We start from the raw sequence: 14,505 nt of genomic DNA, 5'->3' as shown, positions 1-14,505 counted from the left end.
GAGGCGTACGAATGGATGTAAAAGAAGCAGAAAAAAAGGCAGAAGAGCTTCGCAGCATTCTTGAGAAGTATGGGCATTATTATTATGTGCTGGATGCCCCACTTGTACCCGATGCAGAATATGACCAAAAGATGCAGGAATTAATTCAGTTGGAGGAAACATTTCCACAGCTGAAAAGCAGTCATTCTCCTACTGTCCGTATTGGCGGGCCGCCGCTTGATGCTTTTGAGAAAGTACGTCATGATATACCGATGATGAGTCTCAGTAACGCTTTTTCAGAAGATGATTTGCGAGCTTTTGACCGCCGCATTCAGCAGGCCGTACATGATCCGGTCAGCTACATCTGCGAACTGAAAATTGACGGGCTGGCCGTGGCGCTGACGTATGAAAACGGCCGATTCCTAAGAGGGGCAACACGTGGGGACGGGACAACCGGGGAAGATATAACGAGTAACCTGAAAACAGTGCGTTCGATTCCGCTTCATCTGCGTGAACCAGTCAGTATAGAAGTCCGGGGTGAAGTGTTCATGCCGAAGCAATCATTTGCTCGTCTTAATGAAGCAAAAGAGAACGCGGGCGAGATGCTATTTGCGAACCCACGGAATGCAGCTGCTGGTTCGTTACGACAATTGGATCCAAAAGTAGCTGCCGAACGGAATTTGGATGTTTTTCTCTATGCGATTGCGGACGACAAAGGCCGGGGGTTAGCGTCCCACAAGGAAGCGCTCTCGTTCATGAAAGAACTTGGCTTGAAGACGAATCCGGAAACAAAGCACTGTGAAAATATAGACGAAGTGATTGATTATGTTAACAGTTGGATGGAAAAGCGTCAGGATCTTCACTATGAGACGGATGGCATCGTCATCAAAGTGAACAGTCTTCGCCAGCAGCAGGACCTTGGCTATACAGCGAAAAGTCCACGCTGGGCAACGGCCTATAAATTCCCAGCAGAGGAAGTCGTGACCACGCTCGAAGGCATTACGCTTTCGGTTGGACGGACGGGAGTAGTGACACCGACAGCGCAATTAAGGGCAGTTCAAGTAGCTGGGACGACCGTACGGCGTGCCTCGCTTCATAATGAGGACTTAATCCGTGAAAAAGATATTAAGATCGGTGACCAAGTTGTCGTAAAAAAAGCAGGGGATATCATCCCGGAGGTCGTGAGAGTACTGACGGAACTGCGAGACGGGTCTGAGGCGGAGTTTGTAATGCCTGAAGAGTGCCCTGCATGCGGAAGCGGCCTCGTCCGCCTGGAAGGAGAAGTAGCGCTTCGCTGCGTAAATCCGCAATGTCCGGCACAAATGCAGGAAGCACTTATTCACTTCGTTTCACGGGATGCGATGAACATAGACGGTCTCGGTGAAAAAGTCATTCAGCAGTTGTTCCGGCATCATCTGGTCGGCGGAATCGATGACTTATACAAATTGGATAAAGAAGAATTGCTAAAGCTCGAGCGGATGGGAGAAAAGTCAGTCAACAACCTGCTGGAGGCAATTGACGCATCAAAAGAAAATTCACTTGAGAAGCTAATATTTGGGCTGGGCATTCGCTTTGTTGGAGCAAAAGCAGCCCGGACTTTGGCTGAGCACTTTGAAACAATGGATGCCCTACGCTGCGCCTCCCGTGAAGACTTGCTGGCCATCTTTGAGATTGGTGATAAAATGGCGGACTCCATCGTCAGCTTTTTTGAAAATCAAGAAGCGGCTGATTTGATTGACAGACTCCTAGCACTCGGCCTGAATATGACATATAAAGGTTTCGGGAAGACAGCGGGATCAACTACTTCCTCTTTAAATGGCAAAACAGTAGTGTTGACCGGTACATTGGAGAACTTCTCGAGAAAAGACGCAAAGGAAACAATTGAAATGCTTGGTGGAAAGGTCACAGGGAGTGTCAGTAAAAATACAGATATCATTGTCGCGGGGAAAGAAGCTGGTTCCAAGTTAACGAAAGCGCAGGAACTTGGTGTGGAGATTTGGGAAGAAGCTCAATTTATAGAGGAAGCAAATGGTTCTTAACAACGAGGACTGGAACGAGGAGTAATCGCGATGTGGAGAAAAACGGGAATAGCAGCATTGTCTTCTTTCCTTTTTTTAACAGGGTGTATTCCTGGTTGGGAACCGAAAGAAGAAGGTGTGGACATTGACCAGAAAGAGGACGGTACGGAAGAGCAGAAGGTAGAAGTGAGTCCGGAGATCCCGAGCCTCGACCATTATTACCGGAGTATTCTTCAGGACGGTAAATATATTCATGGTGTAACGCGTGGTTTTAACAACGACGTTATCTATAACCGCCTCGACTTAGAGCGTTTAGAAGTCGGGATGCAGGAAATTGCTTCAGAAGAATTTGATCAGGAGAATTATTTTTTTAGAGATGGACAATTTATCGAAAAAAATGAGCTAAATCATTGGCTGATGAGGTACAAGGAAGCGAGTGGAGAAGAGGATGGAAGCAGCAATCCGCTTGGGCTTAATCCAGCTCTTGGGAACGGCGAGAGTTTTGAGCAGCGCGAACGTTCACAGCCGCGCGTCTTATCGAACATCCTGGAGCATAATTACGTTGTGAAAAGTGATGATGGTACGTTCCGTGTAGGTGGAATGGTCATTGGCCTCTCGATGAACAGTGTGTATTACTTCCGCCAAAAGAATGAAGACGGCACGTATGGTCCGTGGCTTGAAGAAGAGATTCCAAAAGAAACAAGCCTGGAAGAAGGAAAGAAAATAGCTGAGAAAGTTCTTGAACGATTACGCAGCAAAGAACGGGAAGAAGGGGCGCTTGCCAATGTTCCTGTTATCTTTGCGATTTTTCGTGAAAACCCACGCGAATCCGTCGTGCCGGGGTCTTTTATCTCAACTGCGACTGCGAAGCCTAAAAGCGACATTGGGAATTGGCAGTCAATTAACGAAACTCACTTGTTGTTCCCTTCCCAATCAGCTACGGAAGAACAGCGCGAAGACGCGGAAATGTTTAATCAGTTTAAAGAGGATATCAATCAATTCTTTGAAAACTATGTCGGTGTTGTCGGTGAAGGATATTATCAAAATCAAGAGTTAAAACGCTTAACGTTAACAATTCCGATTACATTCTACAGTAAGACGGAAGTGATCGCGTTTACGCAGCATGTGACGGACCGCGTGGAACAGCGTTTTCCAGCAGAACTCGATATTGAAATCAACATCTCATCGACCGCCGGACAGGAAGCGCTCGTCGTCAAAGAACCAGGAGAAGATCCGTACGTCCATGTGTATTAAGAGGCGGCAGGAAGCGCTTCAGCTTTCTGTATTGCCCCTCTTTTTCTAATTTGGTATTATCAATGTATTGTCAAACTTTAGTGGAGGTGACCGGCATGGCTAGAATTACTAAAGAGCAGGTGAAGCACGTGGCTCATTTGGCTCGTCTATCGGTAACAGAAGAAGATGTGGATACATTTACCGAACAACTGGACGCGATTATTGGATTTGCCGAACAGTTAAACGAACTCGATACGGATGGAGTGGAACCTACCACCCACGTCCTTGATATTAAAAACGTACTTCGTGAAGATGAAGAGCGTCCGTCTTTTGATCAGGAAACAGCGCTTAAAAATGCGCCAGACCAAGAAGACGGTCAAGTAAAAGTACCATCTGTGCTAGAGTAAAGGAGGGAGTAAGACATGTCTATTTTAGAAGAAAGCTTTTCATCATTACATAAGAAGCTTCACGATAGAGAATTAAAAGTGTCTGAACTAGTAGACGCTTCTTATACGCGGATTCAAGAGGTAGATGATAAGGTGCAGGCGTTTCTTACCTTGAATGAAGAAGCAGCCAAAGCCCATGCGAAAAAGCTGGATGAAGCGCTCGAACAAGAAGACACAAGAGGAATGCTGTTTGGTCTGCCTGCCGGAATCAAAGATAATATAGTGACACGCGGTCTCACGACAACTTGCGCCAGCCAGCTTCTATCAAATTTTGAACCGCTTCATGATGCGACAGTGATTGACAAGTTACAGCATGCTGAGTCCATTACAATCGGGAAGTTAAACATGGACGAATTTGCCATGGGATCCTCGAATGAGAATTCCAGCTTCCAAACGACGAAAAACCCTTGGAGCTTGGATCATGTGCCTGGCGGTTCAAGCGGCGGTTCGGCCGCAGCAGTAGCCGCGGGTGAAGTCGCTTTTGCGCTTGGCTCTGATACAGGCGGTTCGATTCGCCAACCGGCGTCATACTGTGGCGTCGTCGGTTTGAAACCGACATACGGACGTGTTTCCCGGTTTGGTCTTGTGGCGTTTGCTTCTTCGCTTGACCAAATCGGGCCATTAACACGAACTGTCGAGGATAATGCACTCGTTCTCGGTGAAATAGCCGGCCATTCAGAGCTTGATTCCACTTCTGCGAATGTCGAGGTACCTGATTATCTAGCTTCCTTGACGGGTGACGTGAAAGGCCTCCGCATTGCCGTTCCGAAAGAATACTTAGGCGAAGGCGTAGCGGAAGATGTAAAAAGCCGAGTACTTGATGCGTTAAAAGTACTGGAAGACCAAGGAGCGGTTTGGGAAGAAGTGTCACTCCCGCATTCCCAGTACGCAGTGGCTGCCTATTATTTGCTCGCCTCTTCGGAAGCATCCGCGAACTTGGCGCGCTTTGACGGCGTTCGTTACGGTGTGCGTGCAGAAAGTGCAACGAATCTTATTGATATGTACAAAGAAACACGCAGCCAAGGATTCGGTGATGAAGTAAAGCGGCGTATTATGCTTGGGACTTTCGCGCTAAGCTCCGGTTATTATGACGCGTATTACAAAAAGGCCCAAAAAGTAAGAACATTAATCAAACAGGATTTTGATAAAATTTGGGAAAACTATGACGTTGTAATCGGACCAACCGCACCGACGACCGCCTTTAAAGTCGGTGAGAAACTGGACGATCCACTCACGATGTATGCCAATGATATTTTGACAATACCGGTGAACTTAGCTGGAGTCCCGGCAATCTCGGTACCATGTGGATTTTCAGGAGGACTTCCGGTTGGATTGCAAATTATCGCGAAACCGTTTGCGGAAGGTACCATTTACCGTACGGCGCACGCCTATGAACAGGCGACTGATCATCACAAAGAAAAACCGGAATTGTAAGGGGGGAAAAGAAAGTGAAATTTGATACGGTAATCGGATTAGAAGTGCACTCTGAACTAAAAACAAACACGAAGATCTTCTGCGGCTGTTCCACCGAATTCGGAGCCCCGCCAAACACACACACATGCCCGATTTGTCTAGGTCACCCTGGTGTGCTGCCAGTTCTGAATGAACAAGCTGTTAACTATGCCATGAAAGCAGCGCTCGCCTTGAATTGTGAGGTAGCGGAAGAGACGAAATTTGACCGTAAAAACTATTTTTATCCAGACAACCCGAAAGCTTACCAAATCTCGCAATTTGACAAGCCAATCGGTGAGAATGGCTGGATTGAAATAGAAGTGAATGGCTATAAGAAAAAAATCGGGATTACCCGCATACATATGGAAGAAGATGCGGGTAAGTTAACTCATGATGAATACGGGGAGCATTCCCTCGTTGATTTCAACCGTGCCGGTACGCCGCTGATTGAGATCGTTTCTGAGCCTGATATTTCTACTCCGGACGAAGCATATGCGTATTTAGAGAAACTAAAGGCAATTCTGCAGTACACGGAAGTATCAGATTGTAAGATGGAAGAAGGATCGCTGCGTTGTGATGCCAACATTTCATTGAAGCCAGCGGGTCAAGAAGAATTTGGCACGAAAGCCGAGCTGAAAAACTTAAACTCTTTCGCAAATGTCCAAAAAGGCTTGGAGTTTGAAGAAAAGCGCCAGGAACAAGAATTACTCTCAGGCGGTGAAATTCTTCAAGAGACCCGGCGCTGGGACGATGCGAAAAAAGAAACAATCCTGATGCGTGTAAAAGAGGGTTCAGATGACTACCGCTACTTCCCAGAGCCAGACCTTGTTTCCCTTTATATTGATGATAGCTGGAAACAGAAGATCAAGGAACAGATCCCGGAGCTTCCAGACGCGCGCAAAGCCCGTTACATGGCAGATTATGATTTATCGGAATACGATGCCGGTGTCATCACCCAATCGAAGGATATGTCAGACTTTTTCCAGGAAAGTATTAACCAAGGAGCAGATCCAAAGCAGGCAGCCAACTGGCTCATGGGTGAAGTGAATGCCTATATGAATGCCAATGCCCAGGAAATGAAGGATATTGCCCTAACACCGGACAGCTTGGCGAAGCTTATCCAACTTATAGAAAAAGGAACGATATCCAGCAAAATTGCTAAAAAAGTCTTCACGGAACTCATGGAAAAAGGCGGAGATCCGGAACAAATTGTCAAAGAAAAGGGACTCGTCCAGATCTCCGATGAAGGGGAATTGAAAAAGATTGTAGACGAGATATTGGATAACAATCCACAATCAATTGAAGACTATAAGAACGGAAAGGATAAAGCGCTCGGTTTTCTTGTCGGACAAGTAATGAAAGAAACCAAAGGGAAAGCGAATCCGCAAATGGTGAATAAATTGATTTTGGATGGCATGGAAGCACGATAATATATTCCCCCTCTGGTTAGTATGATATCCAGAGGGGGTTTTAAAATAGGAGTAAGCCATATGAAAAGAGCACGCGTCATTTACAATCCAACATCCGGACGGGAACAAATGAAAAAAAACCTTCCGTACATTTTAAACCGTTTGGAGGAAGCAGGGTATGAGACATCGGCTCACATGACAAAATGCGAGAATGATGCAGAAGCAGCCGCGAAACGAGCAGGTGAAAATGGATTTGATGTAGTGGTAGCTGCAGGTGGGGACGGCACCATTTTCGAGGTTGTAAATGGGATTGCTGAGCTCGAAAGACGTCCGAAGCTTGGGATCATCCCTGCCGGAACAACGAATGACGTAGCAAGAGCTCTTGGTATCCGTGGTAACAATATTGAAAAGGTGTGCGATGTACTATGCGGCGGCAACCTCCAGCCGATTGATATCGGGAAAGTGAACGATCAATATTTTATTAACATAGCAGCAGGCGGGAAACTGACGGAGCTCACTTACGATACGCCGAGTCGGTTAAAGACGATGCTTGGCCAGCTCGCATACTATATAAAAGGTTTTGAAAAACTGCGCCTGTTAAAACCGATACAGGTCCGGATTGAATATGACGGCAAGCTTTTTGAAGGGGAAATTATGATGTTTCTCATCTCTAATACAAACTCGGTCGGCGGTTTTGAGAAACTATTTCCCAATGCCAAATTCAATGACGGTATGTTTGATATGATGATTATAACGAAAGCTCATATCCCGGAAATCATCCGGATTGGCACCCAGGCGCTCAACGGCGAGCACCTTCATAACGAAAATGTCCTATGCTTTCAGGCAAACCGGGTCAAGATCGAGGTGGCGGGAGATATGCAGCTGAACTTAGATGGCGAATACGGAGGTAAACTGCCTGCTGAATTTGTCAATCTGCATCATCATTTGGAATTGTTTTGTCCTTAAGCGGGTGTTGCAACAAATGAAAAAAGTGCTGATAGCAAGGAATGATCCTGTTATCAGCACTTTTTTATTCCTATGTATCGGAGCTCGCAGGTTTAATAGCCTTTCTTGACATTAAATAAAGACCAAATACCTGTAATGACAGAGAAAATGATCGTAAGAATAATAAACCAATGCATCTTGCAAACCCCTTTCTATAAGCTACTTACTTTTATTTTACCATAATTCACGGATCATATGCTTTCTAAAAATAAGGGGATTGTGAAAAAAGTTGGAAAGCTGAGGAAACCTCCAGGGTGGAGGTTTCCACGGCAACTTATGCCTGTGTTTCTTCTTGGAGCGCTTGTCGTTCTTCTTCTGAGTATACTCGTGAGCGGGTTAAAAAGCGTTTTCCTTCTGGACCTTCAAGGGAGAACATACCACCGCGGCCATCCACGACGTCAATAATCAGTTGGGTGTGTTTCCAATACTCATACTGATCTTTCGCCATATAGAAAGGTGAGCCGCCGATGTCTCCGAGATACATATCGCTGCTGCCTACCCGGAATTCACCATCCGGAAAACACATAGGGGAGCTGCCGTCACAGCAGCCGCCTGATTGATGAAACATCAGCGGTCCATGCCGCTCTTTTAACTTATTGATTAATTCAAGGGCTGCGTCGGTGGCTGTCACTTTCTTCACTTCCATTTGGATCCACCCTTCCTTCACGTATACTTACTATTAATATATACCCAATTAGAGAAAAATGATAACAACAGAACTAGCCATCAAAAGAGCTGCTGCAGGTTTGTTGACCGCAGCAGCTTATTTATTTTCTCTTAAAAGAATCCCAGGGCGTCATCGCTGTAGCTGACTAAGAGGTTCTTTGTTTGCTGGTAATGTTCGAGCATCATCTTATGATTTTCGCGGCCGATACCGGATTTCTTGTAGCCGCCAAAAGCTGCGTGCGCCGGATAATCATGGTAGCAATTCGTCCAAACACGCCCCGCTTCAATTTCACGACCAAACCGGTAAGCTGTATTAATATTACGTGTCCACACGCCCGCACCGAGGCCATAGAGTGTGTCATTGGCAACGGATAACGCTTCTTCATCAGAGCTGAAAGTGGTCACAGCAAGCACCGGGCCGAAGATTTCTTCTTGGAAAATGCGCATTTTATTGTTTCCTTTGAAAATTGTCGGTTCGACATAGTAGCCATTCGCAAGTTCGCCGCCAAGGCTGTTTTTATTTCCGCCAGCGAGGACTTCTGCCCCTTCTTGTTTTCCGATATCGAGGTAGGACGTGATTTTTTCCATTTGTTCCTGGGAAGCCTGCGCTCCCATCATCGTATCGGTATCAAGCGGGCTGCCAATGTTAATCGCTTCTACCCGTTTTAAGGCACGCTCCATAAAGTCGTCATAAATGGACTCATGAATGAGCGCGCGCGACGGGCAAGTACACACTTCACCCTGGTTTAGAGCAAACATGACCATTCCTTCGATAGCTTTGTTTAAAAACTTGTCATCTTCCGCCATAACGTCTTTAAAGAATATATTAGGGGATTTACCACCAAGTTCCAAAGTAACTGGAATAATATTTTCAGAAGCATATTGCATAATCATGCGCCCGGTGGTTGTTTCTCCGGTGAACGCTATTTTCGAAATGCCGCTGTGAGAAGCGAGCGGCTTACCAGCTTCCACACCAAAACCATTGACTACGTTCAATACCCCAGCTGGGAGTAAGTCATGGATCAACTCGAGAAGGACATGAATGGAAGCCGGGGTCTGTTCGGCTGGTTTCAGGACGACGCAGTTACCTGTTGCGAGTGCGGGTGCAAGCTTCCACGTTGCCATTAAGATCGGGAAGTTCCACGGGATAATCTGGCCAACTACCCCGAGTGGTTCATGAAAGTGATAAGCGACTGTATCATTATTTATCTGGCTGAGCGTACCTTCCTGTGCGCGGATGACACCAGCAAAATAACGAAAATGATCAGCAGCCAGCGGAATGTCAGCGTTTAACGGTTCACGGATTGCTTTCCCGTTATCCCATGTTTCTGCAAGTGCTAACATTTCTTTGTTTTCCTCAATGCGATCGGCAATTTTATTTAATATTTTCGCTCGTTTTGCCGGAGGAGTTTTTCCCCAGGCATCTTTTGCTCGGTGGGCAGCTTCTACCGCATCGTCCACATCTTCTGAGGTTGAACGGGCAATTTGACAAAACACTTCGCCGGTGACAGGTGTCACATTATCAAAATATTCACCTTTCGCAGGTGCTTTATATTCTCCACCAATGAAATTATCGTAACGGTCTTTAAAGTTTAAAATACTTCCGGACGTATTTGGAGCATCGTAACGCATACTTTACTATCCCCTTTCATGTATGAAGACTAGAATCTTGAATATGACAACACCTGACTATACAAATGCGCCGTCCTACATCCCTCCTCTATATGTGTTTCCTAGCACGTCTATATTTTACCATTAGATGTGTCTTTTTTGAACTGTAAATTTTAAATTGTCTATATATTCGGAATGGTGTCTGATGTTGGCGCATGGACGATGAAGCCCGTTGTCCGTTTAAATATGCCGTTTTTGTGTTAAAATGACACGTAGCACAAGCAAGTGAACGGAAGGGAAAGGATTCACACCATGACGAAAAAGAAACAAACGGCCGAGGTACCTGTTAAAAAAAATGAAGAAATCACGGTAACGTTCGAGGACTTAACCCACGAAGGTGCAGGAGTGGCTAAAATAAATGGTTACGCACTTTTTGTCCCGTACGGGCTTCCCGGTGAAACTGCTAAAATTAAAGTAATCAAAACAAAAAAAGGCTACGGATTCGGACGCCTCATTGACATAATAGAAGGGGGTGGCGACCGAACGTCCCCGCCTTGTCCGATTTATTATCCATGCGGCGGCTGTCAGCTTCAGCATATGACCTATGACGCACAGCTTCGTTTTAAACAGAAGCAGGTAAAAGACGTCCTGGCCCGTCTCGGCGGTTTAGAAAACGTGACCGTCCACCCGACGATCGGCATGGAAGATCCATGGCGCTACCGCAACAAAGCACAAGTTCCGATCGGTACAAAGGAAGACGGCCATTTAAAAGCCGGCTTCTATCAAAAACGAAGCCACCGCATTATCGATATGGAGGCCTGTATTATCCAACAGAAAGAGAATGATGATGCGGTCCAGGCGGTAAAAGAGGTGGCAGATAAGCTTGGAATCAAGGCATACGATGAGAAAACGCGTAAAGGCACACTACGCCACGTCGTTACCCGCCATGCGCACAGTACGAATAAACTCATGGTTATTCTCATTACCAACGGCCCTGATCTACCAAAGAAGAAGGAACTGATTACCGCCATCCGAGACACGATTCCGAACGTTGCCTCCATCGTCCAAAATGTGAATGCAAAGCGGACGAATGTTATTTTTGGAGAGGAAACGAAGGTGCTTTGGGGCGAAGAATATATTTATGACATGATTGGAACAGTCAAATTTGCAATCTCAGCACGCTCGTTTTATCAAGTGAACCCGGAGCAAACAAAAATGTTGTACGATAAAGCACTTGAGTATGCCGATCTGCGCGGCCACGAAACCGTGATCGATGCATATTGCGGCATCGGGACGATCTCTTTATTTCTCGCCGAAAAAGCGCGCCACGTATACGGTGTGGAAGTAGTCCCGGAGGCAATAGCTGATGCGAAACGAAATGCCCAGCTCAATCATATGGAAGACATCGTCGATTTTGCTGTTGGACAAGCCGAAGACGTGATCCCATGGTGGCACAAAGCGCACGGTATTAAACCGAATGTCATCGTCGTCGACCCGCCGCGAAAGGGTTGCGACGAAAAACTGCTGCAGACGATGATCGAAATGAAACCAGAGCGCATCGTCTACGTCTCCTGCAACCCGGCCACCCTCGCCCGCGACCTGAGCATACTAACAGAGGGAGGCTACGAAACAAAAGAAGTGCAGCCAGTTGACATGTTTCCTCAGACAAATCATGTGGAGTGCGTGGCGTTGATAGATTTAAAATAGCTTGGTGTCAATAGGTTTAGCACCTTTTAGTTGAAAATTGAAGTGTATTTTATGTTCCCTCGGACGAATGGTTCGGGGGTTTTTTAGTGTAAAAAATTTTTACGTGAAGAATTTTTAAAATGATTTTCATTACTTATTTTATTCAATACCAAGCAATTGATACGAAAATAAAGACGCCGCTTGATATTGATTGTATTCAAATTAAACAGAAAAGCTCATGGAGGAATTCAACTTTAGTAAAACAATGGATATTTTCATCTAACTCGGGGAAAATAACTTTAAACAAGGGAACTAATCCAGATGAGTTTCTTTTAGGGAAATTTTGCGGGCATGAAATTCATGTCTTTAAGGAGTTTTTAACGTTGGAAAAAAAGCTATTAATTCTATTAACAGCTTTCTGTGTTGCAGGCTTACCGCTAATATTTAGAGGACCAAAAATGCGAGAAAATCTTGTCATTTTCTTTTCAAAGGGAGTTTTATCAACCTTTCTTGACGCTTATGTTGTTGGAACGAAACGAGTAGCATATCCTGAGCGTCCATTTAAGAAGTTATTTAAAACAAATATTATTTATGATCTCTTGTTTTTCCCGTTACTAAGTGTTTTGTGGGTAAAAATCACATATAATGACAACTTTCTATATATTATTTTAAAAAGTTTGATATTTAGTATTCCGATGAGCTTGGGGCAGTGGTTTTTTGAAAAAAACACAAGACTATTCAAATGGAGAAGATGGTCCCCTTTTCATACCTTTGCAAGTGTAAGCTTCACATTGTTTACAATTAGAGGTTTGATTGCATTTATTAAAAGGTTAGATGAATATAAAAATAGTAACTATCTTTACTGAATTAGGTTAATTTGATGAACAACAGATTTTTCTGGTAAAGCATTATTTATCGCTGAGGAACCGATGACTCAATTTGTTCACCTATGGGATCAACTAAGATTCAATCGTTTTTAGAGGAAGCAAATGCAACAGTAGAACGTCATTGGGAAAACAAAGGTCACCAATGCTGCACAGTACGCATATACTAATCAGAAGAAACAGCCATAAGAGTAATTGGTAACTAACATATACATCTCTAAGGAGGCCGCTTACCCACGCAAAACTACTACGTATTTGTATCAGTATCATCCAACATTCAATCAAAACACACGTCAATTTCGTGGCGTCGATAGAGTTGAAATAGCTTGTATCAATATTGCAGTGTATTTTATGATCCCTCGGACGAATGGTTCGGGGGATTTTACGCTTTTACTTGTTTGCGGAACACTTAATTTTGATTATAAGAAGGGGATAGGAGTTAATTTTTTTATTTTTATTCATCTTCTGGACATCTCAAAAGAGACTTAGCGGAGGAAGTATTTTATAGAGTCTTATACAAATGATTACTTTTGGCGATAATGACAGTAAGATCTAACTAAGGGTGAAACTGACTTGAATATTAAAAAGCTTTTTAGTAATAGGAAAAAGTTCGAAGTTACTAGAAATTCAAGCAAAGAAGAGAAAATAAAGGATAACTTAGAACATAACATATCTACACTCAGTAGTATTTTCGAAAGTAGTATTAATAGTGACTTTGTTATAAGACAGTGTGATGTCCTATCTTTAGAGAAAAAAGCGAGTACTTTTTTCTTAAATGGACTTGTAGATCCTAAAGAAATTGAAGAGTTTATTATAAATGCATTAACCAATTCAGAAGAGAACGTAAATAAGAATATGGACATAGAACAACTAGTAAACGATATTATTCCTATTAAAAACATAAAAGCTGTTTCAATGATTTCTGAGTGTGTTCAAGGGTTGAACAATGGACAAACACTTTTATTAGTGGAAGGAATTGAAAATGGCTTTTTATTAGATACGACTAAAATTGAACATCGAGGTGTGGAAACTCCTCAAAATGAGTTAGTGATAAAGGGCTCAAACGAAGGATTTGTAGAATCTGTAGCAATAAACAAAGCCCTTATTCGCAAACAGCTGAGATATGAAAAGCTTGTTTCAGATAATGTTGAATTACATAACCGCGCAGCAGATTCCGTGTCTTTGATGTATGTTAATGACCTAGTGGATAAGGATGTTGTAGAGGATGTAAAAAAGCGTCTTAGGGATATTGATGTAGATACCATTCAGAATATTGCTCTCTTAGAACAATATCTAGAGGAGCGGCCCTACTCTTTAGTTCCGACTATTTTATACACAGAAAGACCTGATAGGGTTGTTTCTTATATGCTAGAAGGACATGTAGTTATACTTGCTGAGAATTCTCCTGCATGTTTAGTTGTACCAGTTACATTTTGGTCATTTTTTCATACGGCGGAAGATAATTACCAAAGATGGGCATATGGAAACTTCATACGAATTATCCGTCTCCTCTGTTTCCTTATAGCAATTGTTACTCCATCATTCTATGTAGCAGTTACAACGTTTCATATAGAAATGCTTCCAACAGATTTAGCTCTAGCAATTGCTGCTAAAAGAGAGACCATCCCGTTTCCCGTAATCGTTGAAGTATTAATAATGGAAGTCGCCTTTGAAATACTAAGGGAAGCTGGAATACGTGTTCCTTCTCCAATAGGGCCGACTATAGGGATTGTTGGAACCCTTATTCTTGGTCAAGCAGCAGTTGAAGCGAATATTATTAGTCCAATCATGGTTATCGTCGTTGCGATTACTGGATTATCATCATTTGCTATACCGGACATTAGTTTCAGTTTTATGATTCGTGTGATAAGGTTTGGATTTTTATTATCTGCTGCTATATTTGGCCTATTCGGCATTGTTATTTGTCTAACCTTATCAGTTGCATATTTAACAACTTTACATTCCTTTGGAGTACCTTTTTTATCGCCAAAGACACCATACAATCCATCTTCAAAAGATTTAATTTTTAGAAGGACGATTCGAAAGCAACGAATTAGACCAACTAATATTAATCCACAAGATAGCACTCGGAAATAATGGGGTTGGGAGGAAGTGC

At 43.8% G+C, this 14,505-nt stretch carries 11 protein-coding genes; 9 read left to right on the top strand and 2 right to left on the bottom strand.

The features are described from left to right. Positions 1-11 precede the first annotated feature (11 nt). The 6 genes from ligA to LOR49_RS08605 all read left to right on the top strand — a co-directional run bounded on the left by ligA (position 12) and on the right by LOR49_RS08605 (position 7,503). On the top strand, positions 12-2,018 hold the full coding sequence (gene ligA / locus LOR49_RS08630) for an NAD-dependent DNA ligase LigA (protein WP_240376045.1): 2,007 nt from the start codon (positions 12-14) through the stop codon (positions 2,016-2,018). 30 nt (positions 2,019-2,048) lie between these two features. Beyond that, entirely contained in the window at positions 2,049-3,251 is a 1,203-nt protein-coding gene (locus LOR49_RS08625; protein WP_240376043.1) for a CamS family sex pheromone protein, read from the top strand. Positions 3,252-3,346: 95 nt separating this feature from the next. Continuing rightward, positions 3,347-3,637 (top strand): Asp-tRNA(Asn)/Glu-tRNA(Gln) amidotransferase subunit GatC, encoded by a 291-nt coding sequence (gatC, locus tag LOR49_RS08620; RefSeq protein ID WP_240376042.1) that lies wholly within the window; start codon positions 3,347-3,349, stop codon positions 3,635-3,637. A 15-nt stretch (positions 3,638-3,652) separates the two neighbouring features. Continuing rightward, positions 3,653-5,110, top strand: a complete 1,458-nt coding sequence (gatA, locus tag LOR49_RS08615; RefSeq protein ID WP_240376040.1) for an Asp-tRNA(Asn)/Glu-tRNA(Gln) amidotransferase subunit GatA — start codon at positions 3,653-3,655, stop codon at positions 5,108-5,110. 14 nt (positions 5,111-5,124) lie between these two features. Next, positions 5,125-6,558, top strand: coding sequence for an Asp-tRNA(Asn)/Glu-tRNA(Gln) amidotransferase subunit GatB (gatB, locus tag LOR49_RS08610; RefSeq protein WP_240376038.1), 1,434 nt, complete (start codon positions 5,125-5,127; stop codon positions 6,556-6,558). Between the two features lie 60 nt (positions 6,559-6,618). Further along, positions 6,619-7,503, top strand: a complete 885-nt coding sequence (locus LOR49_RS08605; RefSeq protein WP_240376036.1) for a diacylglycerol kinase — start codon at positions 6,619-6,621, stop codon at positions 7,501-7,503. A gap of 313 nt (positions 7,504-7,816) precedes the next feature. Here the strand turns inward: LOR49_RS08605 and LOR49_RS08600 are convergent, their stop codons facing one another. Both LOR49_RS08600 and exaC read right to left on the bottom strand, forming a co-directional pair. Next, on the bottom strand, positions 7,817-8,188 hold the full coding sequence (locus tag LOR49_RS08600) for a DUF779 domain-containing protein (protein ID WP_240376035.1): 372 nt from the start codon (positions 8,186-8,188) through the stop codon (positions 7,817-7,819). A gap of 131 nt (positions 8,189-8,319) precedes the next feature. Then, positions 8,320-9,840 carry an acetaldehyde dehydrogenase ExaC gene (exaC, locus tag LOR49_RS08595; protein WP_240376034.1) on the bottom strand — a complete coding sequence of 507 codons (1,521 nt, stop codon included), beginning with the start codon at positions 9,838-9,840 and terminating at the stop codon, positions 8,320-8,322. A gap of 291 nt (positions 9,841-10,131) precedes the next feature. On the opposite strand from exaC, the gene rlmD reads away from it, so the two are divergent. The 3 genes from rlmD to LOR49_RS08580 all read left to right on the top strand — a co-directional run bounded on the left by rlmD (position 10,132) and on the right by LOR49_RS08580 (position 14,486). Continuing rightward, on the top strand, positions 10,132-11,526 hold the full coding sequence (gene rlmD / locus LOR49_RS08590; protein WP_240376033.1) for a 23S rRNA (uracil(1939)-C(5))-methyltransferase RlmD: 1,395 nt from the start codon (positions 10,132-10,134) through the stop codon (positions 11,524-11,526). A gap of 119 nt (positions 11,527-11,645) precedes the next feature. Further along, a complete protein-coding gene (locus LOR49_RS08585) occupies positions 11,646-12,371 on the top strand; it encodes a CBO0543 family protein (RefSeq protein ID WP_240376032.1) in 726 nt (241 codons plus the stop codon). Between the two features lie 591 nt (positions 12,372-12,962). Next, positions 12,963-14,486 (top strand): spore germination protein, encoded by a 1,524-nt coding sequence (locus tag LOR49_RS08580; RefSeq protein ID WP_240376031.1) that lies wholly within the window; start codon positions 12,963-12,965, stop codon positions 14,484-14,486. Positions 14,487-14,505: the final 19 nt, after the last annotated feature.

The organism is Bacillus piscicola (genome assembly GCF_022458745.1).
GTDB lineage: Bacteria > Bacillota > Bacilli > Bacillales > Marinococcaceae > Alteribacillus_A > Alteribacillus_A piscicola.
This window is presented reverse-complemented; position numbering and strand designations above follow the sequence as displayed.

What these genes read in the sequence shown, in the direction of transcription:
- ligA (WP_240376045.1), top strand. Translation starts at nt 12, where the DNA reads ATGGATGTAAAAGAAGCAGAAAAAAAGGCAGAAGAGCTTCGCAGCATT.
- LOR49_RS08625 (WP_240376043.1), top strand. Translation starts at nt 2,049, where the DNA reads ATGTGGAGAAAAACGGGAATAGCAGCATTGTCTTCTTTCCTTTTTTTA.
- gatC (WP_240376042.1), top strand. Translation starts at nt 3,347, where the DNA reads ATGGCTAGAATTACTAAAGAGCAGGTGAAGCACGTGGCTCATTTGGCT.
- gatA (WP_240376040.1), top strand. Translation starts at nt 3,653, where the DNA reads ATGTCTATTTTAGAAGAAAGCTTTTCATCATTACATAAGAAGCTTCAC.
- LOR49_RS08605 (WP_240376036.1), top strand. Translation starts at nt 6,619, where the DNA reads ATGAAAAGAGCACGCGTCATTTACAATCCAACATCCGGACGGGAACAA.
- LOR49_RS08600 (WP_240376035.1), bottom strand. Translation starts at nt 8,188, where the DNA reads ATGGAAGTGAAGAAAGTGACAGCCACCGACGCAGCCCTTGAATTAATC.
- exaC (WP_240376034.1), bottom strand. Translation starts at nt 9,840, where the DNA reads ATGCGTTACGATGCTCCAAATACGTCCGGAAGTATTTTAAACTTTAAA.
- rlmD (WP_240376033.1), top strand. Translation starts at nt 10,132, where the DNA reads ATGACGAAAAAGAAACAAACGGCCGAGGTACCTGTTAAAAAAAATGAA.
- LOR49_RS08585 (WP_240376032.1), top strand. Translation starts at nt 11,646, where the DNA reads ATGATTTTCATTACTTATTTTATTCAATACCAAGCAATTGATACGAAA.